At 49.0% G+C, this 25,668-nt stretch carries 19 protein-coding genes, 1 riboswitch and 1 other annotated feature; of the genes, 14 read left to right on the top strand and 5 right to left on the bottom strand.

Annotation, left to right across the window (positions count from 1 at the left end):
* Positions 1-2 precede the first annotated feature (2 nt).
* A complete protein-coding gene (locus tag OF158_RS13935) occupies positions 3-1,106 on the bottom strand; it encodes a 5-methyltetrahydropteroyltriglutamate--homocysteine S-methyltransferase (protein WP_035183803.1) in 1,104 nt (367 codons plus the stop codon).
* 140 nt (positions 1,107-1,246) lie between these two features.
* Positions 1,247-1,350: riboswitch (SAM riboswitch) on the bottom strand.
* Positions 1,351-1,500: 150 nt separating this feature from the next.
* Between OF158_RS13935 and OF158_RS13930 the strand changes: the two genes are divergently transcribed.
* A complete protein-coding gene (locus OF158_RS13930; protein WP_014097308.1) occupies positions 1,501-2,136 on the top strand; it encodes a Bax inhibitor-1/YccA family protein in 636 nt (211 codons plus the stop codon).
* 21 nt (positions 2,137-2,157) lie between these two features.
* Here the strand turns inward: OF158_RS13930 and OF158_RS13925 are convergent, their stop codons facing one another.
* Positions 2,158-3,420, bottom strand: coding sequence for a CYP152 family fatty-acid peroxygenase CypC (locus OF158_RS13925; RefSeq protein WP_035183838.1), 1,263 nt, complete (start codon positions 3,418-3,420; stop codon positions 2,158-2,160).
* A 232-nt stretch (positions 3,421-3,652) separates the two neighbouring features.
* Here OF158_RS13925 and OF158_RS13920 point away from each other — a divergent pair, with 232 nt between their 5' ends.
* Together OF158_RS13920 and OF158_RS13915 are read left to right on the top strand one after the other, a co-directional pair.
* Positions 3,653-4,912, top strand: a complete 1,260-nt coding sequence (locus tag OF158_RS13920) for a hypothetical protein (protein WP_035183806.1) — start codon at positions 3,653-3,655, stop codon at positions 4,910-4,912.
* A 488-nt stretch (positions 4,913-5,400) separates the two neighbouring features.
* Positions 5,401-6,258, top strand: coding sequence for an STAS domain-containing protein (locus tag OF158_RS13915; RefSeq protein WP_035183809.1), 858 nt, complete (start codon positions 5,401-5,403; stop codon positions 6,256-6,258).
* Positions 6,259-6,476: 218 nt separating this feature from the next.
* Here the strand turns inward: OF158_RS13915 and brnQ are convergent, their stop codons facing one another.
* On the bottom strand, positions 6,477-7,823 hold the full coding sequence (brnQ, locus tag OF158_RS13910; RefSeq protein ID WP_035183812.1) for a branched-chain amino acid transport system II carrier protein: 1,347 nt from the start codon (positions 7,821-7,823) through the stop codon (positions 6,477-6,479).
* Between the two features lie 59 nt (positions 7,824-7,882).
* Positions 7,883-8,124: a binding site (T-box leader), on the bottom strand.
* A gap of 462 nt (positions 8,125-8,586) precedes the next feature.
* On the opposite strand from brnQ, the gene ilvD reads away from it, so the two are divergent.
* From ilvD to OF158_RS13855, 11 genes are all read left to right on the top strand, one after another.
* On the top strand, positions 8,587-10,287 hold the full coding sequence (ilvD, locus tag OF158_RS13905; protein WP_035183817.1) for a dihydroxy-acid dehydratase: 1,701 nt from the start codon (positions 8,587-8,589) through the stop codon (positions 10,285-10,287).
* A 349-nt stretch (positions 10,288-10,636) separates the two neighbouring features.
* Positions 10,637-12,352 (top strand): acetolactate synthase large subunit, encoded by a 1,716-nt coding sequence (gene ilvB, locus OF158_RS13900; RefSeq protein ID WP_035183821.1) that lies wholly within the window; start codon positions 10,637-10,639, stop codon positions 12,350-12,352.
* Positions 12,349-12,870, top strand: coding sequence for an acetolactate synthase small subunit (gene ilvN, locus OF158_RS13895; protein WP_013860312.1), 522 nt, complete (start codon positions 12,349-12,351; stop codon positions 12,868-12,870). The genes ilvB and ilvN overlap by 4 nt, the downstream gene beginning before the upstream one ends.
* A 31-nt stretch (positions 12,871-12,901) precedes the next feature.
* Entirely contained in the window at positions 12,902-13,930 is a 1,029-nt protein-coding gene (gene ilvC / locus OF158_RS13890; RefSeq protein WP_035183822.1) for a ketol-acid reductoisomerase, read from the top strand.
* Complete coding sequence (locus tag OF158_RS13885) at positions 13,917-15,458, top strand: 2-isopropylmalate synthase (protein WP_014097316.1); 1,542 nt, start codon at positions 13,917-13,919, stop codon at positions 15,456-15,458. The genes ilvC and OF158_RS13885 overlap by 14 nt, the downstream gene beginning before the upstream one ends.
* Before the next feature lie 19 nt (positions 15,459-15,477).
* Positions 15,478-16,578, top strand: coding sequence for a 3-isopropylmalate dehydrogenase (gene leuB / locus OF158_RS13880; protein WP_035183825.1), 1,101 nt, complete (start codon positions 15,478-15,480; stop codon positions 16,576-16,578).
* Between the two features lie 146 nt (positions 16,579-16,724).
* Positions 16,725-18,140, top strand: a complete 1,416-nt coding sequence (gene leuC / locus OF158_RS13875) for a 3-isopropylmalate dehydratase large subunit (protein ID WP_026684365.1) — start codon at positions 16,725-16,727, stop codon at positions 18,138-18,140.
* A gap of 84 nt (positions 18,141-18,224) precedes the next feature.
* A complete protein-coding gene (gene leuD / locus OF158_RS13870; RefSeq protein ID WP_014097319.1) occupies positions 18,225-18,815 on the top strand; it encodes a 3-isopropylmalate dehydratase small subunit in 591 nt (196 codons plus the stop codon).
* Positions 18,772-19,824 (top strand): threonine ammonia-lyase, encoded by a 1,053-nt coding sequence (ilvA, locus tag OF158_RS13865; RefSeq protein WP_014097320.1) that lies wholly within the window; start codon positions 18,772-18,774, stop codon positions 19,822-19,824. The genes leuD and ilvA overlap by 44 nt, the downstream gene beginning before the upstream one ends.
* A gap of 144 nt (positions 19,825-19,968) precedes the next feature.
* Positions 19,969-21,099: an HAD family hydrolase gene (locus OF158_RS13860; RefSeq protein ID WP_014097321.1), complete on the top strand. Its 1,131-nt coding sequence runs from the start codon at positions 19,969-19,971 to the stop codon at positions 21,097-21,099.
* A gap of 339 nt (positions 21,100-21,438) precedes the next feature.
* Complete coding sequence (locus OF158_RS13855) at positions 21,439-22,467, top strand: PTS sugar transporter subunit IIC (protein ID WP_014097322.1); 1,029 nt, start codon at positions 21,439-21,441, stop codon at positions 22,465-22,467.
* Between the two features lie 78 nt (positions 22,468-22,545).
* Here OF158_RS13855 and serA read toward each other — a convergent pair whose 3' ends face one another.
* Positions 22,546-24,171 carry a phosphoglycerate dehydrogenase gene (gene serA / locus OF158_RS13850; protein WP_035183827.1) on the bottom strand — a complete coding sequence of 542 codons (1,626 nt, stop codon included), beginning with the start codon at positions 24,169-24,171 and terminating at the stop codon, positions 22,546-22,548.
* The gene (locus OF158_RS13845) at positions 24,164-25,324 is read right to left on the bottom strand and encodes a pyridoxal-phosphate-dependent aminotransferase family protein (RefSeq protein WP_035183840.1); all 1,161 of its coding nucleotides are present in this window, start codon (positions 25,322-25,324) and stop codon (positions 24,164-24,166) included. Before OF158_RS13845 ends, serA begins: the two co-directional genes overlap by 8 nt.
* Positions 25,325-25,668 lie beyond the last annotated feature (344 nt).

The following is a 25,668-nucleotide window of genomic DNA, read 5'->3' as shown; positions in this document are numbered from 1 at the left end:
GTTTATCCCCAAATTTTCTTTGCGGTATCCACAATATATTTTACTTTTTCCCACTGCTGTTCTTCTGTTAAAAGATTGCCGTGGTGGGTGGAGGAGAAGCCGCACTGAGTGCTGATGCAAAGCTGTTCGAGCGGTACATACCTGGATGCTTCCTGAATTCGTTTTTTGATCAGTTCCTTATCTTCAAGTTCGCCCTTTTTCGATGTAAAAATGCCAAGCACGACTTTCGGTCCGCCTTCCGGAATGTATTTTAACGGTTCAAATCCGCCGGAACGCTCATCGTCGTATTCAAGGAAAAACCCGTCTACTTTTTCGTTTGCAAAGATTTTCGGGGCAATTTTATCATATGGGCCTTCAAAAGCCCATTTCGACTGGTAGTTGCCGCGGCACAGATGGGTTGTGATGGTCAGGTCATCGGGCTTACCTTCCAGTACGCTGTTAGCTACATGTAAAGCGAGATCAATCAATCTTTCCCTCTTGAGGTCACTGTCTGTAAACGGCAGTTTCGGTGCACACAGGCCGGCAAGATAGACATCATCCAGCTGTAAGTAGCGGCAGCCGGCATCATAAAAAGCTTTGATCGCATCCCGGTAAGTTTGGATAATATCATTTGTGTATTCTTCAAGATCCGGGTAAATGTCTTCATTGCGGATCCCGGCATTGAAAAACTGATTCGGGCTTGGAATGGTCATTTTCGCAATCGCCCTGTCCCCGGCGATTTCTTTCAGCGCAATAAAATCTTTTATGTGCGGATGGTCCGGGTTAAAGGAGATTTTTCCGGTTACCCGGACGTCATAAGCTTCTGTTTCAATGCCAACAAACCGGTATCCATGGTTCGGTACATACCCTTCCACCCCGTTCAAATGCTCCATGAAATCCGTATGCCAGAATCTTCGCCGGAATTCCCCGTCCGTTACTGCTTCAAGGCCGGCTTCAAGTTGTTTGTCGACAAGCCGGCGGATTTCTTCATTTTCAATTGCACGCAAGTCTTCCGCCGAAATGGTGCCCGCTGCAAATTTTTCCCGCGCATCGTGCAGCCGGGCCGGGCGCAAAAAACTTCCGACAATGTCTGCTCTGTACGGCGCTTTTGTTAATGTTTTTGTCATCATGATTCCCTCTTTCTGCATATTTTTTTAAACAGCTGCTGTGCGCAGAAAGAAATTGCTTTTAACTGCATAGGCCCATCAAAAAAAAACCTCTTCGGCAATAAGAAGAGGTTTGGATTGCAAAATAGAACCGTCCGCTCTTCTTATCTTCAAGCAATTGCTTTCTGGAATTGGCACAGTTCTTTAAAAAAAGACCGCTGCCGAGGCTTCAAAGGGCCAGTCCCTCCACCTCTCTGGATAAGAATTTTAAATATTATTTGGTTTAAATACACTTTAAATGTTTCGCCCATTTTTGTCAAGGGCACTCGCATTATTTTTTAAAATGGGACGGAAAGATTGAAATCAGGGGCGATGTGAAAATATAATAGTACTAAGAAAAACAAGGAGGGGTTTTATGGAGGCTGTACAATCAAGGCCTGTGTTCCAGAAAGTGCTTGGCGTCTTTGCTGTTTCACTGCTGTTTGCAACCGCGGGTTTATATACGGGAAGATTTATTCCGCCTGCGCTCATGATGCCGTTGATGGTCGCGGAAATTGTAATGGTCATTGCCGCTTTCTGGTTAAGGAGGAAAAAGAGCGTCGGGTATATGTTCGTTTATGCCTTCACCTTTATTTCCGGCATTACGACATATCCGATTGTGGCTTATTATGCATCCCAGGCTGGTGCAGAAGTCGTGCTGCTCGCTTTTGGTTCCACGTTCGGCATTTTTGCCGTGATGGGTGTCATTGGGGCCGTTACCAAAAGGGATCTTGGCTTTTTAAGCACCGCATTGCTTGTCGCATTGCTGGCATTGATCTTCATCGGAATATTCAGCATTTTTAGCCCGTTAACCTCAACCGGGATGCTCGCGTATTCCTTCATTGGCGCGATTGTTTTTTCCCTGTATGTGGTTTTTGACTTTAACCAAATGAAGCACCATGGCATTTCCGAGGAAATGGTCCCGCTTCTGGCTTTAAGCCTGTACCTTGATTTTATCAACCTGTTTATTTACATTTTGCAAATTCTCGGCATTTTGGGAAGCGATGATTAAAAAAAAAGAAAACGCCCGCCATCAACCGGCAGGCGTTTTCTTTTTCACATGTTGGAGAATAAATCCGCTCTCTGGCAAAGTCGGCATTTTATTGAGCGGCACGCTTAAATCCTGGGCCGGCACATCGTAGTCGATGGCATTCACAAGAAAGTCAAGGGAAGCTTCGATAATTTCCTGCGTGATGCCTTCGCCCGGGCAGCGGTGCCCTTTTGCCGGGTCTGCCCCGCCCTGCGGAATAAAGTTGTACAGGCTGCCGTCCCAGTCGCGGAAGCGTTCAGGGCGGAAAACGTCCGGGTCACCCCAAATGGCAGGATCCCGGTTTGTTCCGTACATATCGAGCAGGACGAGCAGGCCTTCGTCAAATGGATAGCCGTTCCAAGTAAAACTTTTCCGGACTTTTGCCCCTAAAAACGGGCCGAACGGGTAAAAACGCCTGACTTCGCGTGTAAACCAATCGATGTGTTGTTTGTCCCCGTTCTGTACCCAGTCTCTTGCGCGCGGATGTTCGAACAGGGCAAGCGCCGCGAAAGTAATGAAGGTGGCAATGGCGGTAACCGGACGGATGACATTGATCAGTTCAACGGCAGCCATTTGCGCATTGAACCTGCGGCCTTGCGCATCTTCGTAAAACGCCATCTCTTTTAAAGGAGAACCGTCTTTTGCTTCAATTTTGCCGGCCCGTACATCTTCAATGACCGACCGGATCCAGTCTTCCGCGCTGTTTCTTGCTGTCCTTCCTTTCCAGTGCCGTGGCCCTACTGCTCCGAATGCGTATACCATATCGATGAATTCCTGCGCCCGTTTCTCGGCTTCTTCTTCCGGAAGCGGAACACCGGCCCATTTGCATGCACAGCGGCAAAGCAGCAGTTTCGCCTCGTCGAACAAAACAATACGGTCTTTTTGCTCCCACTTGGGGATGCGCGCTTCCCACGCTGCCCGAACCATTTGTGCCAAATGCTGCTGCGCATCCGGCCCCATCAGTGATAAAAACAGCGCTTTCCGGTGGAGATGTTCTTTTCCATCGAGCGTCTGGATCGCATTTTCGCCAAACAATGTTTTTTGCACCCGTTTCGGCACAGCCCCGTTTCTTTTGAATTTTTCCGGGTCATAAAACATTTTGACCGCTTCCTCGCCGCTGATGCACACCGCTTTTTGTCCGAGCAGACGGGTTTCAAACAAATTTGCATGGTAATCGTCCGTCCGGTTTTTAATGTAGAGATACCCTTCTTTCATCAAATCAATGGTATCATCAATCGTTTTTTCATTTGGTATTTGCCCAGCCATTGTTTTGCTCCTTTTTTCATGTGCCCGTTTTTCCCGGCCGCTGCGAAAAAGCCTGCTGCTTCCGGAAAAAATTTGACACATCCTTTTTTTCTTTTTACACTTTTTCATCCAAATTAAAACATTGTACGCAACATAATCGAAGTTTACCCGCAAGCCGGGGAATTTATGCCATGTTTCGGTTCGCATGCAAACAGGGTATAAGGAAATAGAAATGCAAAAGGAGAGGGAAAAGATGGCAAAGGAAATCAATGTGGGCATCGGATTTGCAACAGGAAGAAAAAGTTTTAAAAACGTTTTAAAAACGTATATGTATAACCTGAAGGAATCCGAACTGACGGAAAGCGACAGGATCAAGCTGCATTTGTTTGTTGCCTATGATTTGCACTACGAAAATGCAGAGCCTGAAGACTTTGTACATATTGAAACGGAATGCATGGAAGATATTGACCAGGCTTATTTTATCGGGGAGAAGGAGACGCGTAAAGCAATCGAAGAACTTGTATCACAAATGGGCATGAGCAGAAAAGAAGCAGGCCTTTTGTTCGGCGAAGGATACGCGTCCAAACGCAATATCATCGTTTATGAGGCGTTAAAAAGAGGCATCGATTATCTCATTTTTCTTGATGATGATGAGTATCCGGTTGCCGTGACAAAAAGCAGGAAAACGGCTGTCTGGGGCGGCCAGGAAGTGCTCCGGAAGCATTTGGAACATATCCGGAATGCCGATATTACGAACGGATACCATTGCGGCTACATTTCCCCGATTCCATTCATTTCTTTCAATGACGTCCTGCAAGAAAAAGATTTCCGCACGCTCATTGAGGCGCTGAGCAACGATATTGTCAATTGGGATACGATAAAAAGCGTGATGAAAAACGGCGGGGTGACTTATGCCGATACAGGTGTGCTTGTAAAGGATGAAGCGGAAGAAGTGCCGGAGATCAACAGGGCAAAATTTATTTCAGGATCGAATTTGACGCTGAATTTAACAGATCCGGACCGTGTACTGCCGTTTTACAATCCGCCGAATGCACGGGGCGAGGATACTTTCTTAGGCACATGCCTGACAGACCGGACCGTGTTGCGCGTGCCGGCCTATACTTTCCATGACGGTTTCGGCGCTTACCAGCATTTGCTGCTCGGGGTGCTGCCGACCAATTTAAGCTATATTAAAGCGGATACGAAACAGGTCGTGGAACGTTTTTACAAAGCATGTGTCGGCTGGATCCGGTACAAGCCGCTTTATGTGTATATCACTGACAGGGAAAACTATGATGAAAAAATGGCGGAAGTGCGCGCCCGACTGAAAGAGACGCTTCCGAAAGTTTGTCGCTACTTCGGACGGGACAATTTTATGAATGTGCTGGAGGAATTCGAGCAGTACCACCGCAACGTCAGACAGCATTACCGTGATTTTCAGGATACAAAAGCAGCGTGGAAAAAAATAACCGCACAACTGGTTTCAAGAGAAAAAAGGAAAACAGCCATTTAAGCCGCTTTGAATTAAGCGGCTTTTTTGCCGGTTGGAAAGGGAAAACTTGGCCGAATGGGGAACGCCATAGGAAACCCTTATTGCGCATAGCCGCCCATGCCGCAACAAATGCGAATCAGCCAGTGCTAATTTGTCCACGGGCACTTTTGTTTGAAGGTGGATGAAAATACATGGTAAGGGTTGGTTGTACACATCCACTTTTTTCAGGTCCAAAGACCCGGGTAAATGGTCCCTTATTCATGAGATTGTCACTCTGTTGCCTGCTGCAAAAATTTATCCCAATTGATGCCTAGGCAAGATGCAAGAATTTCAGTTTATTTTTATAGCATCATGTTTAATTATTGGTGTATGGGGTATAAGAATGGTATTCTTTTAGAGGCGGGGCCATTTTTCCCTGTCCTGGCTGCGCTTCGGACAGGCCGCAAAAAACGCGGGCGGCCGCCGCTTCAACAGCCATCCTTTTATCATAATAGATGAGGTGTGGAGAAATGAGATCGATTGTAAATGAACAAGAAGAAATTATCGCATACCTTAAAAAAAATAGAAACAGCTTCGAACAGAAGTTATTAAATGAAGCTGTAAATGTTAAGGATAAAATTGATGAAATTTTAAGAATAGGGAACATTGATTTGTTGAACAATGCTTTTAAAATTGTGACGTATGTCGTCGAGCAGCAGGATGAGGAATTGGTCGCCTTTGCCCGCCAGGAAGGGATTGCCTGGGCAACTCATTCTTTGACGCTCGGACTGAAACTGGAGTGGGTGCAGGCGATCCGCCGGACATTATGGGTATTCCTTAGAAAGTACGGGGAAGAAAAAGGGATTGAAGTAGACCAGGACTACTTTTTTGACATGGAGAAAAAAATCAATGACCGTATTGACCAATTTTTAAATCACTTTTTTATCCGGTATTCTACCTATAAAGATGAGCTGATCGACCAGCAAAAAAGATTGGTGGAAAACCTCTCCGTCCCGATCATTCCAATTACATCGAGCGTCTGTATTTTGCCGTTAATCGGTTCTATTGACATGTTCCGCACCAATATTTTGGAAGAAAAAGTTTTGCTTGAGGTGGGGCGGCTGCATATCCAAACGTTGATCATGGATTTCTCCGGCATTGCAGAAGTAGAGATGGATGTAGTCGACCATATTTTTAAGATGATAGACGGCACTTCGATGATGGGATGCAAAGTGGTCATCACCGGCTTGCGCCCGGAAATTGTAAGGCAGATGGTCACAAGGGGCCTTTCCTTTGAAAATAAAGCAGAGACAAAAGTGACATTACAGCAGGCATTGAAAAAATATATTCAGTATGATGATTTAAACAAGGAAATTAAGCTGTATTAATAGTGATATTATAGAAACCATCAAAAAGGCCCTGCACTTTTTCAGGCGGCAGGGCCTTTTTTACGGCTGAAAACTTAAAGCGTCTAGGATCCGGTTACGGGCTTTGCGCCGGGCGCCCGCAATTTCCCATAAGTTCCGCCCGGGGAAAATGCATCGCCTAATGGTCCGTTCCGCGGGAAAGGAAAGACCAGGCTGCCCCACGAAGCTTTTCCGGGCCGCTACAAGCTTTGTTCCCTTGCCTGGACGGTACGTGTTTCTTTTGTACGGTGTTCCAGCCGGCTGAATAAAAGCCCGATGGCGGTTCCGCACAGGGCTGGCACTACCCATTCAAGGCCGGCGGAGGCAAGCGGCAGTTTTTGGGCGAATGCCCCGATAAAGCCAAGCGGGACGCCGAATCCTTTCAGCCCTTCGATTAAAGCAAACACGCCTGTAAACAACAATGCAAAGCCGTATACTTTCTTCGAGCCGCAGAACGCCGTGTGGAAAAATGTCAGGACAACGAGCATGATCGTAACCGGATAAGCCATTTCCAAAAACGGGACAGAAAATTTTAAAATGGTATTGAGCCCGAGATTGGACAGCGTAAAGCCGGTAAGGGTAACGGCAATGACAACACCATGGTAGCTGAATTTCGGCACCAGATTGGAAAAATATTGTCCGCACGCTGTCGTTAAGCCGACGACGGTTGTAAAACAGGCCAGCATAAAGATAAAACCAAGCAGTATTTTTCCAGCCTGCCCGAATAGCAAGGAAGACACTGCCGTCAGGACATCGGTGCCATTTTGGAACGTGCCGCTTGAAGCCATTTTTGCGCCGATCAATCCGAGTGCGACATAGACGAGTGCCAAAATCGCGCCGGCAATCAACCCGGCTTTTAATGTATAGGCCGTCATTTGTTTCCGGTTAGCGATGCCGCGATGTTTGACCGCTGTTAAAATGACGATGCCAAACGCCAGGGAGGCGAGCGCATCCATCGTGGAGTATCCGTCAATAAAACCTTTATAGAAAGAACCGGTCTGGTATCCGGCTAGCGGCGCCGTAAACGGGCGGCCGGAGAGTTTGAAGAAACCGGCTGCGCAAAGGACGGCCATTGCCAGCAATAATACCGGTGTAATCCAGCGCCCGAGCGTATTTGACATTTTGTCAGGATTTAAACTAGTCAAATAGACGAGCAGGAAAAAGACGACGCTGAACAACAATAAAGAGACCGGCGAACTGTGGGCGGACCCGGAAAGAAACGGTTTAACCCCCATTTCATAAGCAACGTTTGCATTTCTCGGGATCGCCAAAAACGGCCCGATACATAAATAGACAATCACGGTAAATACCGTACTGAAGACCGGATGGACACGGTTCCCGATCGCCTGGATGCCGCCGTCTACAAACGAAACTGCGGCGATAACGAGCACCGGCAGCCCGACTCCCGTTACGATAAACCCTGCCATTGCCGGCCAGTAAGACGATCCTGACTGAATGCCGAGAAAAGGAGGGAAAATTAAATTCCCGGCTCCGAAAAACATGGAAAACAACATAAAGCCGATAAACAATACTTCGTTTCTTTTCATCCTATGTCCGCTTCCTTTCGGTGCAATAATGTAGAGAAAAACAAAAAACCCGCCCCTGAAACAGGGACGAGTTTGCTCGCGTTACCACCCTTATTCCGCACAAAAACGTGCGGCACCTCATTCAACGTACCAACATACGTGTTCCTTTCTTAACGGGGGAATCACCGTCAAAGCCTACTAAAAACTTCAGCTTTGCATCTCGGGGATGATCTTCGGAATGGCCTTGAACATTGGCTTTCAGCAATATGCCAACTCTCTGGGGAACAAGATCCAAACTTACTCTTCCCGTCCTCGACTTTTGTTTTTCATATTATTTGAAAATAAGATTATCACTGAACATTTCATCTGTCAACATCTCTTTCGGAAAATTTTTAACCCCGTGCCCGCGATCAAAATGGACAGAAGCCGCAAAATGATGCCGTTTTTGGATAAGTCAAAACCCGGCCAATACAAGCGTGATCTAAAAATAAGAACGGCCGAGCAGCAAGTAGAACCAGCTAAAAAATCAGGAGTCCATCCTGAGCAATTCAAAAAATGAAAAAAAGAAAAGTCAATAAAATCAATAATGAAAGCGTTTCCAAATAGATTTTCAAATCAAAATTGTCAAAAAAGTTGACAGAAAAGGGTTGACCTCGGCAATCAAAAGTCGTATGATTGACAACAATTAAAGAATATAAAAAATTTTTTCGGGCGGATATTTAAAGAACCGGATTTTCACCGGGCATAAGAAATACCCCGCAGGCAATAGAATGGGAGTGATGGAATGCGAAGTGACATGATCAAAAAAGGGATCGACCGTGCCCCGCACCGAAGCCTTTTATATGCAGCAGGGCTGAAAACGGAAGACTTCGACAAGCCTTTCATCGGGGTGTGCAATTCCTATATTGATATTATCCCGGGGCACAGACACCTCAATAAGTTTGCGGAAGTAGTAAAAGAGGCGATCAGGGAAGCGGGCGGTGTCCCGTTTGAATTTAATACGATTGGGGTGGATGACGGCATAGCGATGGGGCATATCGGCATGCGGTATTCGCTTCCGAGCCGCGAACTGATTGCCGACAGTGCCGAAACGGTCATCAACGCCCACTGGTTCGACGGGGTCTTTTACATTCCGAACTGTGACAAGATCACCCCTGGCATGCTGATGGCAGCCGTGAGGACAAATGTGCCGGCAGTCTTTGTTTCCGGGGGGCCGATGGAAGCCGGTATGGCGCCGGATGGAAAACAATTGTCCCTTACATCGGTATTTGAAGGCGTCGGCGCCCATAAATCCGGAAAAATCAGTTATGAAGAGCTGAAAATGCTGGAAACGAGCGCCTGCCCGACATGCGGATCGTGTTCAGGCATGTTTACGGCAAACTCGATGAATTCATTAATGGAAATGCTTGGCCTGACGCCGCCCGGCAACGCCACCATCGTTGCCACGTCGGAGGAACGGCACCGCATTATCCGGGAAGCCGTCGGGCACTTAATGAACTGTATTAAAAACGATATCCGGCCGCGTGATATTGTCACAGAAGAAGCGATTGATGATGCTTTCGCGCTTGATATGGCAATGGGCGGTTCAACCAATACCGTGCTACATACGCTGGCCATTGCCCGGGAAGCAGGAATTGACTACGATTTGGAACGGATTAACAAGGTGGCCGAAAGAGTCCCATATCTGGCGAAAATTATGCCGGCGTCGGATTACTCGATGCACGACGTCCATCTTGCAGGCGGAATTAGCGCAATTGTCCATGAACTTTGCAAGATTGAAGGGGCGATTCACCCTGGCCGGCTGACGATCACCGGCAAAAGCATTTATGAAAATGTGAAAGATGCGGAGATCCGCAATCCTGAAGTGATCAGGCCGAAAGAAAATCCTTACAGCCCGGTCGGCGGTTTGTCCATTCTGTATGGCAACATTGCCCCGGATGGCGCCGTTATCAAAGTGGGAGCAGTCGACCCGGATATTCACACCTTTACCGGGGAGGCCATTGTATTCGAGTCCCAGGAAGAGGCTCAAAAAGGGATTGACAGTGGCCTTGTCCGTGAAGGGCATGTCGTTGTGATCCGTTATGAAGGGCCAAAAGGCGGGCCGGGCATGCCGGAAATGCTCGCGCCAACATCCTCCATTATGGGCCGGGGGCTTGGCAAAACCGTTGCCTTGATTACGGACGGCAGATTTTCCGGCGCAACCCGCGGTATCTGCGTCGGCCATATTTCACCGGAAGCGGCAGAAGGCGGGCCAATCGCACTTGTTGAAAACGGCGACCGCATTACGATTGATTTAATCAACAGAAGGATTGAGCTCCATGTTCCAGATGAGGAATTGCAAAGAAGAAAACAAAATTGGGTGCAGCCGGAGCCGAAAATTACAAGCGGCTACCTGGCAAGATATTCCGCACTCGTGACTTCCGCGAATACAGGCGGGGTTTTGAAAATCGGATTACCGCAAAAAACGTTGACGGGGACAAAGTGATCGGATTAGGTATTTTTCAGAGAGCCGGGGATGCTGGGAGCCCGGTAAATACCCCGGTCACGACATCGCCTCTGAGTGCAAGTCTGAACGGTTCTGCCTACTAGGACTTGCCGGGTCGGCCGCATGAAGCGGAGGACCCGTTACCAAAAGCAGCATTTTTTAAACAATGCTGCATGAGGCGGCGTTTGTGAGAACGCCGTGAAGTTGGGTGGTACCATGAAAAGATGCCTTTTCATCCCTGCAAAACCGGCAAAAACGATTGTTCCTTTTGCCGTTTTCAAGGAGAGAAAGGCGTTTTTTATTGGGATAAATCAAGGAGCCTGCGCAAATCAGAATAGGAGGTTAAATCGTGTGTGCGAAAGCAAGAATGGATGGCAATGTGAAAACAGCAGAATGTACGGGTGCTGAGGCGCTTGTCCAGTTATTGGTGCGGGAAGGGGTCGATGTCATGTTCGGCTATCCGGGGGGTGCAGTTTTACCGATTTACGATGCCCTCTACAACCAGCCGGTCAGGCATATCCTGGCCCGGCATGAGCAGGGGGCCATTCACGCGGCAGAAGGTTATGCGCGCGTTAGCGGAAAACCGGGTGTCGTCATTGCGACTTCGGGCCCTGGGGCAACCAACCTGATCACCGGGATTGCCGATGCGATGATGGATTCGCTTCCGCTCGTCGTCTTTACCGGCCAGGTCGGCACTTCCGTCATCGGCTCGGACGCGTTCCAGGAAGCCGATGTCATCGGCATGACGGCCCCGATTACCAAGCACAATTACCAGGTAAGGGATTTGCGGGATTTGCCGCGGGTCGTCAAAGAAGCTTTTCATATTGCAAAATCCGGCCGGCCTGGACCGGTGGTGGTCGATATCCCGAAAGATATCCAGCAGGGCACGGTGGAAATGGGAGAAAGCCGGGAAGTATATCTGCCCGGTTACCAGCCGAATACAAGCCCGAATCCGCTCCAGATTAAAAAGCTTGTGGAAGCTGTCTCTTATTCCGAAAAACCGGTCATATTGGCAGGAGCCGGAATCCTCCATGCGAAGGCGTCTGATCTTTTGCTCAAGTTTGCGGAAAAGTGCCAGATCCCGGTCGTAAACACGCTGCTAGGCCTTGGCAGTTTTCCGTTCCGTCACCCGCTTTTTCTCGGCATGGGCGGCATGCATGGAACGTATGCGGCAAATATGGCCATTTGCGAATGCGATCTGCTCATTAATATCGGGGCCCGGTTTGATGACCGTCTGACAGGCAACTTAGCCCACTTTGCCCCGAATGCAATGGTTGTCCATATTGATATCGACCCGGCTGAAATCGGCAAAAATGTCAAAACCGATATCCCGATCGTGGCAGATGCAAAGGAAGCCTTGCAGAAGATTTGTTCGGAAGATTTGCAAAATGCTGGCACGGATGAATGGGTCCGCCATTTAAAAGAATACGCCGAAAATTTCCCGCTTTGGTACGAAGATGATGGTGAAGAATTGTCCCCGCAGCATGTCATTCAAAGAATCCATCATTACACAAACGGGGATGCGATCATTTCGACGGATGTCGGCCAGCACCAGATGTGGGCGGCACAGTATTACGGGTTTGAAAAGCCGCACAAGTGGATTACATCCGGCGGGCTCGGCACGATGGGATTCGGGTTTCCGGCGGCGATCGGCGCGCAAATCGCATATCCGGACCAACTGGTGGTTTCGATCAGCGGCGACGGCGGCTTCCAGATGACATTACAAGAACTTGCCGTTGTAAAAGAATTAAATCTGCCGCTCAAAATATTTATTGTGAATAACCAGTATCTCGGCATGGTACGGCAGTGGCAGGAATCTTTCTACGAAGAACGCTATTCCTATTCGACGATCCCGGTGCAGCCCGACTTTGTCAAACTTGCGGAAAGCTACGGGATCAGAGGCTGCCGCGCAACGAACAATGAAGAACTCGACAAGGTGCTGAAAACTGTTTTCGAGGATGACGGGCCTGTTGTTGTCGACTGCCGCGTGAAAAGGCTTGAAGCGGTGTTCCCGATGGTCGCACCGGGCAAGGGGCTGCATGAAATGATGGGGGTGAAGCCATGAAGCGGATTGTTGTAGCCACTGTTTTAAACCAGAGCGGGGTGCTGAATAAAATTACCGGCGTCCTCGCAAAGCGGCAGTTTAATATTGACAGCATTACGGTCGGACGCACTGAAACGGAAGGCATCTCGCGCATGACCATTGTCGTCAATGTCGAAGACGACAGGCAGGCAGAGCAGCTGACAAAACAGCTGAACAAGCTGATCGATGTGATCAAGGTCCAGGACATCACAGGCCAGGCGATCGTCTCGCGGGAACTTGCCTTGATTAAAGTATTGAGCACACCGCAGACGAGAAGCGAAATTGGCGGGCTTGTCGAACCGTTCCGTGCCTCCATCATAGATGTCAGCAGGGAATCTGTCACCATCCAGGTAACCGGTGACAGCGACAAGGTGGAGGCACTCGTTGACCTGCTTAAACCGTACGGCATTAAAGAAATGGTCCGTACCGGGATGACCGCATTTCTGCGCGGCTCGCAAAAACAAGTAACCGATTTAAGCTCATACTCACTATTAAAATAAAAATCTTGAACTTAAAAGGAGAGAATGAAAAATGGCAAAAGTTTATCTTGACAAAGACATCAGAGAAGAAGCATTGAGAGGGAAAAAAATCGCCGTTGTCGGCTACGGCTCCCAGGGCCATGCCCATGCCCAAAACCTCCGTGATAACGGTTTTGACGTAGTTGTCGGCGTCAGGCCGGGCCGGTCGTTTAACCGCGCGGAACAGGATGGATTTTCCGTTAAGCCTGTGAAGGAAGCCGCAAAAGAAGCCGATGTTATCATGATGCTTCTGCCGGATGAGCAGCAAACAAAAGTATACAAAGAAGAAGTGGAAGCAGGGCTCGAACCTGGCAATGCCATCGCATTTGCCCACGGATTCAACATCCATTTTACCCAGATTGTCCCACCGGAAAATGTCGATGTCTTTATGGTAGCGCCAAAAGGCCCGGGACATCTCGTCAGAAGGACATTTGAAGAAGGAGCCGGGGTGCCTGCGCTGATTGCCGTTCACCAGGATGTGACGGGGGAAGCAAAAGACCTGGCGTTTGCTTATGCAAAAGGAATCGGGGCTGCCCGGGCCGGCGTTTTGGAAACAACTTTCCAGGAAGAAACCGAAACGGATTTGTTCGGTGAGCAGGCTGTCCTGTGCGGCGGTTTGACCTCTTTAATCAAAGCCGGTTTTGAAACGTTAACGGAAGCAGGGTACCAGCCGGAACTCGCTTATTTTGAAGTGTGTCATGAGATGAAGTTGATCGTCGATTTGATCTATGAAGGAGGTCTGAAAAATATGCGCTATTCCATCTCCGATACGGCGCAATGGGGCGATTTCGTCTCCGGCCCGCGCGTTGTGAACGAAGATACGAAAAAGCGCATGAAAGAGGTTTTAAAAGATATCCAAAACGGCACATTTGCCAAAGGATGGCTGCTTGAAAACCAGACAAACCGCCCAATGTTCAATGCCATCAATACACGCGAGCAAAATCATCCGCTCGAAAAAGTCGGAGAAGAACTGCGTGATTTAATGCCTTTTGTCAAAAATCCGATTAAACAAAAGGAAGTGGCTGTGAATGCAAAAGGTTAATGTTTTTGACACGACATTAAGGGACGGGGAACAATCGGCAGGCGTCAATCTCAACACCGTGGAAAAAGTCGAAATTGCCAAACAGCTGGAAAAGCTTGGCGTGGATATTATGGAGGCGGGGTTTCCTGCATCTTCAAAAGGGGATTTTGAAGCGGTTGAGAAAATCGCAAAAACGGTCCGAAACAGTTCCGTTACCGGTCTGGCGAGGGCATACAAACAGGACATTGATGCAGCCTGGGATGCACTGAAACATTCCGCCGAGCCAAGGATCCATATTTTTCTGGCCACATCGCCGATTCATATGCAATACAAATTGCGAAAAACGCCGGATGAAGTGGCAGCCATCGCTGTTGAAGCCGTGAAATATGCGAAGCAAAAATTCCCGCTGGTGCAATGGTCGGCAGAAGATGCGACGAGGTCGGATAAAGACTTTCTCGTCCGGATCATTACAGAAGTGATCCATGCCGGCGCAAATGTCATCAACCTGCCGGATACTGTCGGCTATACGACGCCGAAAGAATACGGTGCACTGTATGACTATATTCAGGAACACGTCCCGAATATTGATAAAGTCATTTTATCCGCCCATTGCCATGATGATCTCGGGATGGCGACGGCCAATACGCTTTCAGCCATTGAACATGGAGTCCAGCAAGTGGAAGGGACGATCAACGGCATCGGCGAACGGGCAGGCAATGTTGCCCTCGAAGAAGTGGCGGTCGCCCTTCACATCAGGCAGGATTATTACAAGAAGAAAACCCGCTTGAAATTGGATGAAATCAAACGCACAAGCCAATTGGTCAGCAAACTGACCGGGATGGTTGTACCAGGCAATAAAGCGGTTGTCGGCGCCAATGCTTTTGCCCATGAAGCCGGCATTCATCAGGACGGCGTGTTAAAAGAGGCTTCGACATATGAAATCATTACGCCGGAACTGGTTGGATTCTCAAGCAACCGGCTTGTGCTCGGAAAACATTCCGGCCGCCACGCTTTTAAAGAAAGAGCAGCAGCGCTCGGCTTTGATCTTGGGCAGGAAAAACTGAACGAAGCGTTTAAAGCTTTCAAAGCATTGACGGATAAGAAAAAAGAAGTGACCGATGACGATTTGTTCGCCATTTTAGCCGAAAAGCAAACCGATGCGGCAGATGCTGCCCATTATGAACTGGAAAGTGTGCAGGTGCAGTACGGCACATTGAATATTCCGACCGCCACAGTAAGAATCAAAACACCGGAAGGAACGCTTGTTGAAGAAGCCAGCACCGGATCGGGGAGCGTTGAGGCGATTTACCATACGATCAGCAAGCTGTTTGACGGCCCGATTGAGCTGAAAGACTATAAACTGCAGTCAGTCGGTTCCGGCCAGGATGCGCTTGCGGATGCATATGTCAAAGTGAAATTCGGGGAGTTTGAATGTGGCGGGCGCGGTTCTGCCCAAGACGTACTGGAAGCTTCCGCAAAATCATTTTTAAATGCAATCAACAGGGCGCACGCAATGGAACAGCAATCGAGAAAACAAGTACAGGTGTGATTTTCGGGGAGGAACGACAATGAAAATGAAACTGGCCGTACTGCCCGGTGATGGGATCGGGCCGGAAGTGATGGATGCAGCGATCCGCGTTTTAAAAACCGTATTGGACAATTACGGGCATGAAGCCGTTTTTGAAAATGCGCTGATCGGGGGCGCCGCTATTGATGAAGCGGGGACGCCCCTCCCGGAAGAAACGCTTGACATTTGCCGCAGGAGCGATGCCATTTTGCTTGGCGCAGTAGGGGGGCCGAAATGGGATCATAACCCGGCTTCCCTCCGCCCGGAAAAAGGCCTGCTTGGAATCCGGAAAGAAATGGGGCTGTTTGCGAACCTGCGCCCGGTTAAAGCATATGCCCCGCTTTTAAATGCATCGCCTTTAAAACGGGAACGGGTGGAAAACGTCGATCTTGTTATCGTCCGCGAACTGACGGGTGGCCTCTATTTTGGGCGCCCGAGTGAAAGGCGCGGGCCGGACGGGAATGAAGTGATAGACACGCTTGCTTATACAAGGGAAGAGATTGAGAGAATTATTGAAAAAGCATTCCAGCTTGCGCAAATCAGAAGAAAAAAACTGGCGTCCGTCGATAAGGCGAATGTACTGGAATCAAGCAGAATGTGGCGCGAAATTGCGGAGGAAACCGCGAAAAAGTATCCGGATGTGGAAGTAAGCCATATGCTTGTCGACTCCACCTCGATGCAGCTGATTGCAAATCCGGGCCAATTTGATGTCATTGTAACTGAGAATATGTTCGGTGATATTTTAAGCGATGAAGCGTCTGTGATTACCGGCAGTCTCGGCATGCTTCCATCCGCAAGCCTCCGTTCCGACCGGTTCGGCATGTATGAACCGGTCCACGGCTCAGCGCCGGATATCGCCGGGCAGGGAAAAGCCAATCCGCTCGGGATGGTGCTGTCGGCGGCTTTGATGCTCCGTTATTCGTTCGGACTTGAGAAAGAAGCGGCGGCGATTGAAAAAGCGGTGGATGATGTGCTGCAAGACGGTTATTGTACAGGTGACTTGCAGGTGAAAAACGGAAAAGTGGTCAGCACCCATGAGCTCACAGACAAACTGATTGAAAAATTAAATAACAGTGAAGCCCGTCCACGCATTTTGCAATGAGCGTATTTTTCAACAGAAAATAAGTAGCTGTTTACGGCGGTCCACACGTTTTCCGGGATGGAAAAACAGTGCAGTTTTTAATCACAGGAAGAGGCGAAACGGAGATTGATCTAAAAAAACGAAAAGCGGCAGATGGGAGTGATACGATGGCACCGAAAACGATTATCGATAAAATATGGGAAAACCATTTGGTCCACTGCGAAGAAGGGAAACCGAACCTGCTCTATATTGACCTGCACCTTGTCCATGAGGTTACGTCCCCGCAGGCGTTTGAGGGGTTACGGATGAATGGCCGCAAAGTGCGGAGGCCGGATTTAACATTCGCCACCGTTGACCATAATGTTGCGACAACAAAGGGCAGGGTTTCAAAAGACCCGGTCTCGAAAAAACAAATGTCCACTTTGGAGAAAAATTGCCAGGAATTCGGCATCCCGCTTGCCGGCATCAACCATCCAGACCAGGGGATTGTTCATGTGATCGGGCCGGAACTGGGACTCACCCAGCCCGGGAAAACGATCGTATGCGGCGACAGCCACACGTCCACGCACGGTGCATTCGGCGCCATTGCTTTCGGAATCGGCACGAGTGAAGTAGAACACGTGCTGGCAACCCAAACATTATGGCAAAAGCGCCCGAAAACGATGCAAATCAAAATCAACGGAAAACTGGGGCCAGGCGTGACGGCTAAAGATTTAATCCTTGCCATCATTGCAAAATTCGGGATTGGCGTCGGCACCGGCCATATTGTCGAATACACAGGTGAAGCGATCCGCAATTTATCCATGGAAGAGCGGATGACCGTCTGCAATATGTCGATTGAAGCAGGGGCCAGGGCGGGGTTGATCAGCCCGGATGAAACGACCATTTCCTTTTTGCGCGGAAGGAAATATGCGCCGAAGGAAAATTTTGAAGAAAAAGCGGCATACTGGCTCTCGCTGGCATCAGACGAAGGCGCCGTCTATGACAAAACGCTTGAAATGGACGCAGCAGAAATTGAGCCGCAGGTTACATGGGGTACAAATCCATCCATGTGCCTCCCTATCAGTGAAACATTGCCGGATCCGGCTGAAATCAACGATCCAGGCGAACGGCAGGCGGTTGAAAAAGCGTTGCAATACATGGGCCTTGAACCGGGGATGAAAATCACAGACATCCCTGTCCAGCACGTGTTTATCGGCTCGTGCACGAACTCGCGGATTGCCGATTTGCGGGCTGCAGCTGAAGTTGTAAAGGGCCGGCATGTAAGAGAAGGGGTCCGGGCCCTCATTGTGCCGGGGTCGCAAAGTGTAAAAGCACAGGCGGAAGAAGAAGGGCTGGACAAAATATTTACACAAGCCGGGTTTGAATGGCGCGAGTCGGGCTGCAGCATGTGCCTTGCCATGAATGATGATATTGTCCCGGCCGGAGAACGATGCGCCTCCACATCGAACCGCAACTTCGAAGGCCGGCAAGGAACAGGCGCCAGAACGCATCTTGTCAGCCCGGCAATGGCTGCAGCCGCCGCCATTTACGGCAAATTTGTCGATGTCCGGAAGCTCGGACAGCCTGAGCCAGTCCGCTAAATGGCGGCATGCCGTGCTGCTTCTTTTGCAGCAGGCAGCAGAAGAAAATTCATTCATCTATACGAAGAGAGGGGGCAAAAGCAAATGGAGCCATTTCAAACTTTTTCAGGGCTCGTATTCCCATTGGACCGGAAAAATGTCGATACCGACCAGATCATTCCGAAACAGTTTTTGAAAAGGATTGAGCGCCAAGGGTTCGGAGAATGCTTGTTTTACAACTGGCGCTTCGATGAAAGCGGAAATAAAAGGGAAGATTTTCCTTTAAATGACCCGAAATACGATGGTGCGCAGATTTTAGTGGCAGGCGACAACTTCGGATGCGGCTCTTCACGGGAGCACGCGCCTTGGGCATTACAGGATTACGGCTTTAAAGTAGTTATCGCACCAAGTTTTGCTGATATTTTCCATAATAACTGTCTGAAAAACGGGATTTTAACCGTAGAGCTGCCGGAAGAAGAAGTGCGTGATTTGATTGACAAGGCACAGAGAGAACGGCTCTTTTTAACGGTTGATCTTGAAAAACAAGTGGTATTAACGAGAGAAAAGGCCATCCACTTTGACATTGATCCGTATCCGAAGAATATGCTGTTAAAGGGACTGGATGAAATCGGGCTGACATTATTGCTTGAAGATGAAATTTCAAAATTTGAAGCGTCTGAAAACGCAGGAGTGTGACGAGAACAATGGGGATTTCTTACAAACGAAAGACATTGTAGCAGCATTTGAAAATTTATTGCCGGTCGTGCACCGGACACCGTTGAACGAATCGGCGACATTCAATGAAATGGCAGGGACAAGGCTTTACTTTAAAATGGAAAACCTGCAGCGCACAGGGTCTTTTAAAATCAGGGGCGCGCTGAATAAGATTACGAACTTAACAGGGGATGCGAGAAAAAACGGCGTGATTGCGGCATCTGCGGGCAATCATGCGCAAGGTGTTGCGTTTTCAGCAACGAAACAGGGGTTGAAGGCAAAAATATATATGCCGGAAAAAACGCCGCTTGCCAAAGTATTGGCAACAAAGGCGTATGGTGCGGAAGTCGTGCTGACCGGCGAATCTTTTCAGGAAGCGTATGAAGCAGCTGTATTGGACCAGCAAATCACAGGGGCAACGTTTATTCACCCGTTTGACGATTATGAAGTGATGGCCGGCCAGGGAACGATCGCTCTCGAAATGATCCAGCAATGCGCGGATCTTGATACGGTTGTGATTCCGGTCGGGGGCGGCGGCTTAATTGCCGGCATGGCCTGTCTCCTGAAAAATTATGATCCGAAAATCCGCGTCATCGGCGTGCAGTCCGAGGGGGCGCCTGCCGCCTATAATCGCTTTAAAGGGATGGGCAACAGCCGGCTCGAACATGTTTCGGGCATTGCGGACGGTATTCTTGTAAAAGAGACCGGCCAGCTGACATTTCCATTAATCAGCAAGTATGTGGATGATGTCGTGACAGTAAGCGATGAAGACATTGCCACTGCCATCATTTATATGCTTGAACGCGAAAAAATGTTTGTCGAAGGGGCAGGAGCGGCGGCATTCGCGGCTGTATTAAGCGGCAAAGCTGGCGTTTCAGGAAAGCACGTCGGCATTGTTGTAAGCGGCGGAAATGCGGATCTGGATAAAATTTCTCACTTCAAACGGCTGGCTACGGCTGGCAAAAAAAAACATAGGGTTGTTTCGCTTTAGAACCGGGCACCAGACCGGGGCATGCCGGGCGTTGTCACTAGGCTGTGCCCCGGGGCGCCTTTTCTTTGTGCAGGCCGAAAAGGGAGAAAACGATACAAAAAAACAGCATCCTTTGTTACACTGATGTAGGAAAGAGGTGAAGAGATGATTCAAACGGTATTATTTGATGTGGACGGCGTATTGCTGAGCGAGGAACGTTATTTTGACGCATCCGGCTTAACCGTCTGGGAATTGATACATAGTGGCCATTATTTAGGGCTCGCACCGGAACAATTTAAAACAACCTTAACAGATGAGGAAATCAGGCGCATCCGGGCTGATGTTTTTCAACATGATGAAGTGCTGCGGTTTTTAAAATCGCGCGGGATGAACGCGAACTGGGATATGATTTATTTAACGTTCACCTGCCAGCTTTTACACTTGCTTTCCCAAATAAAGGAAAAGGAAGCGGGCCGGATCCGCGGCTGGCTGGCAAGTGAAATCGGTGATGTAACACTTCATGAAATGCGCGAGGTACTTGCACATTATCCGGTTGAAACCGACTATAGCATCTTTTTAAACTGGTTTGCAAAGAGGCCTGAAACGAAACAGGATTTATTGAAAGTGTTGGATCAGCTTGCTTATGAAATCTTCGGGCTTACAGATACGCAGCTTGGTAAAAAAGGCGCGCTCTGGTCGGTGTGCGAGCATGCTTCTCAGGAATGGTATGTCGGCGACCAAAATATTGTGGCATCTACCGGGAAGCCGAGCGTGCAAACGGGAAAAAAAGGGTTTCTCGATGAGGAGATTCCGCTTGCTGAACCGGAAAAAATCGGTGCCTTGTTTTCCTTTTTAGCAGAGAAAGGGCTGAAACTTGGTGTCGGCACGGGAAGGCCGCAGCTTGAAACGTACGGGCCGTTCCGGGCGCTTGGCTGGCTGCCGTTGTTTCATGAGGAGCATATTGTAACGGCGGACGACGTTTTAAAGGCGGAAGAGGAGCTTGGCGGCCATACGCCGCTTGCAAAGCCGAACCCTTTTACCTACCTGCTTGCTTTAAAGGGGAAAAACACGCCCGCCCGCGACTGTACGGAATGCAGCCTCCCGCTTGAAAACGGGCAGGAAATCCTGATTGTCGGGGACTCGCTTGCAGACCTGCTTGCTGCGCAAAAAATAGGCGCCCAATTTGCCGGCATTTTAACCGGCTTGTCCGGAAAAGAAGCAAAAGCCGAATTTGAAGAACACGGGGCAGATTATATTTTTGAAAATGTGGCAGACCTCAAAAACATATTTTTGTAGAGCTGGGGCATGCGAAGGCATGCCTCTTTTTCGCAGGACATTCCGCTACGTGAAAAATGGCATTTTTTGAAAAGAAAATTTTTGTAGGGAAATCTAACATGATCATTTTATTAATATAGTGTAATTTTGCCAGTTCCTCCATAAAAATGAAGATAAAAGTTTGAAAAAAATATTTTTAAATAAAATTAAAACTAACGTAATATTTTAACATCATAAAAAAAGGAGCGGAAATCTAGATGGATAAGCCGGCATTTGACGGAAATCATTGAAGACGGAAACTAAAACAGAAACGGCGATTGTAACAGCTTTTAATTCGGAATATTTCAAGGAGTGGAAAAGATGAAGCAAGCAACTAAAGATTATGTCATTGATAGGGCGTATAAAGCATCTGCCGGGGTAGCAAACGCTGTGCTCGTGACTTTGGGTCTGGGCCTTTTGTTTGAAACGTTCGGGAAATTCCTCGGCTGGGACGGCTTTTTGACGATCGGGGCAGCGACAAAATCGCTGTTGGCACCGGCCATCGGCGCAGGCGTTGCATACCAGCTTGGCGGCAATACATTGGTCATTTTCAGTTCGATGGCTTGTGCGGCAGTCGGCGGAAACGCGATCGGCACAACCCAGGACGGCTTGATTACGATTGTTACCGGACAACCTGTAAGTGCTGTGCTGGCTGCAGTTGTCGCAACGTGGGTCGGAAAACGCGTAACTGGCAAAACAAAGCTCGATATGATGGCAATTCCGTTTGCCGCGATTCTTGTTGGCGGTGTTGCCGGCGTTGGCCTTGCTGCTGTCACCACGCCGTTTTTGCAATGGCTGAGCGGTGAAATTACGGCGTCTGTACAGGGTTCGCCGCTTTTCGGCTCAATGGTTGTATCGCTCGTCTGGAGCATCCTGCTCATGTCACCTGCTTCTTCGGCCGCGCTTGCCATTGCGCTGCAGCTTGATCCGGTATCCAGCGCAGCCGCACTGATCGGCTGTACGGTCCAGTTTGTCGGTTTTACGGCAATGTCGCTGAAACAAAATGACTGGGGCGGCAATATTGCACAGTCATTGATTACGCCGAAAGTCCAGTTTCCAAATTTGGTGAAAAATCCGCGCCTTGTCATTCCACCGTTTGTTTCGTCGCTCATTTGTGCGCCGGTTGCAACGATGATGTTCCATTTGAAGGTGCCGTATGAACTCGGCGGGCTTGGCCTGAATTCTTTAATTGCACCGCTTAATATTCTCGCAAATCAGGGAATGCGCGTGCTGCTTGCTTATATTGCGGCAGGTGTGATTTTACCCATTTTTACAACGCTCGGCATCTATCATTTCCTCAAATTGTTCGGCTGGGCAAAAACCGGAGACCTCAGGATGGAAGTCCAATAAAAACCGGGTTGTACAAGCCTCATTTTGACTTGTATTCGAAAAAAGCATTCACAGCGTTTTGCCGTGAATGCTTTTTATTTATACTTCTACAAAAGGTTCTTCCTGAAAGGTATAGCCGGTTGCGAGTTCCAAAGTCTGGACGGCTTTAATGCCGATTACCTCTTTTAATTGGTCCAGCACTTGCCGGCTTGCGGTTTTATCGAGCGTGAGCACCATGATCGCTTCCCCGCCGATTTCTTTCCGGCCCACCTGCATCGTGCCGATATTCGTATCGTTGCTGCCGAGAATCGATCCGACCTGACCGATCATGCCCGGGATGTCCAGATGCCGGATATAAAGAAGGTGCTGTTCCGGGCGGAGATCGACACGGTAATCGTTCAGCTTCACGATGCGGCCGCCAAACCCGTTAATGATCGAAGCGCCGATATTCACTTGTTTGCCTTTTTTATACAGTGCCAGTTCCAAATAATTGGAGAAGCCCTTAAACGCCGCATTGCGCTGCAGATTGTATGTCAACCCCTGTTCTTTTAAGAGATGGAGGGCATTGACAAGATTAACGGTGCTGCCGAGATGGCGCGCCAGAATCCCTTTGATAATCGTTCTCGTCAGCAGTTTTGTATCTTCATCCAAAAGCTCGCCGGCGTACGTAATTTCAATTTTTTCCGGCGCTTCATCCAAAAGCTGGATGCCGAGCTGTGCCACCTGTTCGCCAAGAAGGAGGAATGGTTCCATCCGTTCGCGGTTTTCCCCGGAAGTTTGCGGCATATTGATGGCATTGCGGATCTCCTCAGATTCAAAAATATGGATGATTTCGTCGCTGACATCTGCCGCCACCCGGACCTGTGCTTCGCGGGTCGAAGCGCCGAGATGTGGGGTTACAATAACATTCGGCAGTTCCAAAAGCCCCGGCGTGATTTCCGGCTCGTTTTCAAAAACGTCCAGGGCAGCCCCTGCAACGCGGCCTTCCTGAAGCGCCTGAAGCAGCGCCTGTTCGTCAACAAGCCCGCCGCGTGCGCAATTGATGATGCGGACACCTTTTTTCGTTTTTGACAAAAAAGCTTCATTGATCAAATGCCTCGTTTCTTTCATCAGCGGCGTATGGAGCGTGATGAAATCGGCTTGGGCGGCAATTTCGTCAAGCGTTGCTTTTTTGATGCCGAGCTTGGCCGCGCGTTCTTCGGTTAAATACGGGTCATACCCGAGCACGGCCATGCCAAATGCTTTTGCCCGTTTCGCCACTTCTGTCCCGATTTTTCCCGTCCCGATGATGCCGAGCGTTTTCTTGAAAAGCTCGACGCCTTTGAACTTTTCACGCTCCCATTTTCCTGCGGCTGCGGACTTGTGTGCCTGCGGGATATTGCGGGAAAGGGAAAGCATCATGGCGAGTGTATGCTCCGTTGCGGAAATCGTGTTTCCTCCCGGTGAATTGACGACAATAATCCCTTTTCTCGTCGCAGCATCGACATCAATATTGTCAACGCCGACCCCGGCCCTTGCTATGACACGCAAATTGCCGGATGCCTCAATGATGTCTTTTGTCACTTTTGTTTGGTTCCGCACAATCAGCCCGTCATATTGGCCGATTGTGGCTTTTAAATCTTCCGGCGCAATGCCCGGTTGGTGCTCAACGATAAAATCTTTGTGCGCATACAGTTTTTTTAAGCCTTCTTCGCTTACTTTATCCGTTACTAAAATGTTAAACATGTGCTTTCCATGCCTCCTCCGCTTTTTTCACCGCAATGCCGAAAGTGTCCCTTCCGTTCAGTTCGTGTACCGCCATTTCCAGCGCGGTTAAAACGTTGATCACGTCAAAAGGCGTGCTGTACCCCATATGGCCAATCCGGAAAATTTTCCCCTTCAACTGCTTTTGTCCGCTTGCGACGACCATTGAAAAATGATCCTGCAAATATTTTTTGATTGCCCCGGCTTGATCGCCATCCGGTTTCACCGCTGTAACGGTCGGCGAAGCATCTGCGTCGTTTTCGACAAGGAGCGGAAGGCCCAAAGCTTTCACGCCGGCGCGGGTCATATTGCGCAAAACTTCATGGCGCTTGATGACATTGTCCCAGCCTTCTTCCTCAATCATCCGGCACACTTCTTCTGCACCAAACACAAGCGAAACCGGCGGAGTGAACGGGGTGGTCACGGCTTCATCGTATGAATCGATATAACGGTTCAAGTCGAGATAAAACCGTTTCTCAGGGCCGTTTTTGATTGCCTCTTTGGCCCGCTTATTGACGGCGACAAAGGCAAGCCCCGGCGGCAGCATGAGCGCTTTTTGCGAACCGGAAACAAGGATATCAATCTGGTAATCTTCCATATTTGCAGGCACACCGCCAATGCAGCTGACGCCGTCAACGATATATAAAGCATCGGTCACTCGTTTTACAACGGCCCCAAGGTCTTTCACCGGGTTCAACACCGATGTGGATGTTTCGCAATAGGTGGCAAAAACCGCTTTGACCGGATCTTTTAGCCCCTTAAGGAACGTTTCCAGCTGTTCCGGGCGGCAGGCGGTTCCCCATTCTATATTGAGGCGGTGGACATGGGCGCCGTATGATTCGCAAATGGAAGCAAAACGCTCCCCGAACACGCCGGTGACAACGACAACGACATGGTCGCCTTCATGGACAACGTTGCAGACGGCGCTTTCCAGTGCGGATGTTCCGCTGCCGGCAATGACGACCACCGGTTCTTTTGTGCCAAAGACCGGCATCAGTTTTGTCGCCACTTGCTTCAGGCTATTTGAAAAGACTTCACTGCGGTGGGCGACCATAGGCTGGTTCATGGCCTGTTTTACGCGGTCCGGTACGGGTGTCGGGCCTGGTGTGAATAGCGATTCCTTACAAAAAAGCATGAGTACGTCAATCCTCCAATATAAAATTAAAATAAAACGTCCCTCCGCCACAAAAAAATCCTTGTGGAGGAGGGACGTCATGTACCGTGGTGCCACCCTCATTTGCTGCGAAATGCAGCCTCTGGGAAAATAACGGCATGTGCCGGGTGCGGCCTACATCATTTTCAGCCGGCCAGTTCAGAAGCGCTGGGCATTGTATCAGCAAAAGCATCGGTTCGCAGCAACCACCGACTCTCTGCGGCTTTTTGCAAATACGCCTTCTTCATCATTACTTTTCGAATATCATTTTGCTCTGTGCTAAATATTCTAACAGCAGATTTTAGTTCTGTAAAGGGAAAAATGAA

It is taken from the genome of Weizmannia sp. WK01 (assembly GCF_025905465.1).
Lineage (GTDB): Bacteria > Bacillota > Bacilli > Bacillales > Bacillaceae_C > Weizmannia > Weizmannia faecalis.
The sequence above is the reverse complement of the archived record's forward strand: the minus strand, read 5'-3'. Positions and strand labels throughout refer to the sequence as shown.

Bases quoted from the DNA above. Each gene is read 5' to 3' on its own strand.
- OF158_RS13935 (WP_035183803.1), bottom strand. From the start codon at position 1,106: ATGACAAAAACATTAACAAAAGCGCCGTACAGAGCAGACATTGTCGGA.
- OF158_RS13930 (WP_014097308.1), top strand. From the start codon at position 1,501: ATGGAGGCTGTACAATCAAGGCCTGTGTTCCAGAAAGTGCTTGGCGTC.
- OF158_RS13925 (WP_035183838.1), bottom strand. From the start codon at position 3,420: ATGGCTGGGCAAATACCAAATGAAAAAACGATTGATGATACCATTGAT.
- OF158_RS13920 (WP_035183806.1), top strand. From the start codon at position 3,653: ATGGCAAAGGAAATCAATGTGGGCATCGGATTTGCAACAGGAAGAAAA.
- OF158_RS13915 (WP_035183809.1), top strand. From the start codon at position 5,401: ATGAGATCGATTGTAAATGAACAAGAAGAAATTATCGCATACCTTAAA.
- brnQ (WP_035183812.1), bottom strand. From the start codon at position 7,823: ATGAAAAGAAACGAAGTATTGTTTATCGGCTTTATGTTGTTTTCCATG.
- ilvD (WP_035183817.1), top strand. From the start codon at position 8,587: ATGCGAAGTGACATGATCAAAAAAGGGATCGACCGTGCCCCGCACCGA.
- ilvN (WP_013860312.1), top strand. From the start codon at position 12,349: ATGAAGCGGATTGTTGTAGCCACTGTTTTAAACCAGAGCGGGGTGCTG.
- ilvC (WP_035183822.1), top strand. From the start codon at position 12,902: ATGGCAAAAGTTTATCTTGACAAAGACATCAGAGAAGAAGCATTGAGA.
- OF158_RS13885 (WP_014097316.1), top strand. From the start codon at position 13,917: ATGCAAAAGGTTAATGTTTTTGACACGACATTAAGGGACGGGGAACAA.
- leuB (WP_035183825.1), top strand. From the start codon at position 15,478: ATGAAAATGAAACTGGCCGTACTGCCCGGTGATGGGATCGGGCCGGAA.
- leuC (WP_026684365.1), top strand. From the start codon at position 16,725: ATGGCACCGAAAACGATTATCGATAAAATATGGGAAAACCATTTGGTC.
- leuD (WP_014097319.1), top strand. From the start codon at position 18,225: ATGGAGCCATTTCAAACTTTTTCAGGGCTCGTATTCCCATTGGACCGG.
- ilvA (WP_014097320.1), top strand. From the start codon at position 18,772: ATGAAATTTCAAAATTTGAAGCGTCTGAAAACGCAGGAGTGTGACGAG.
- OF158_RS13860 (WP_014097321.1), top strand. From the start codon at position 19,969: ATGATTCAAACGGTATTATTTGATGTGGACGGCGTATTGCTGAGCGAG.
- OF158_RS13855 (WP_014097322.1), top strand. From the start codon at position 21,439: ATGAAGCAAGCAACTAAAGATTATGTCATTGATAGGGCGTATAAAGCA.
- serA (WP_035183827.1), bottom strand. From the start codon at position 24,171: ATGTTTAACATTTTAGTAACGGATAAAGTAAGCGAAGAAGGCTTAAAA.
- OF158_RS13845 (WP_035183840.1), bottom strand. From the start codon at position 25,324: ATGCTTTTTTGTAAGGAATCGCTATTCACACCAGGCCCGACACCCGTA.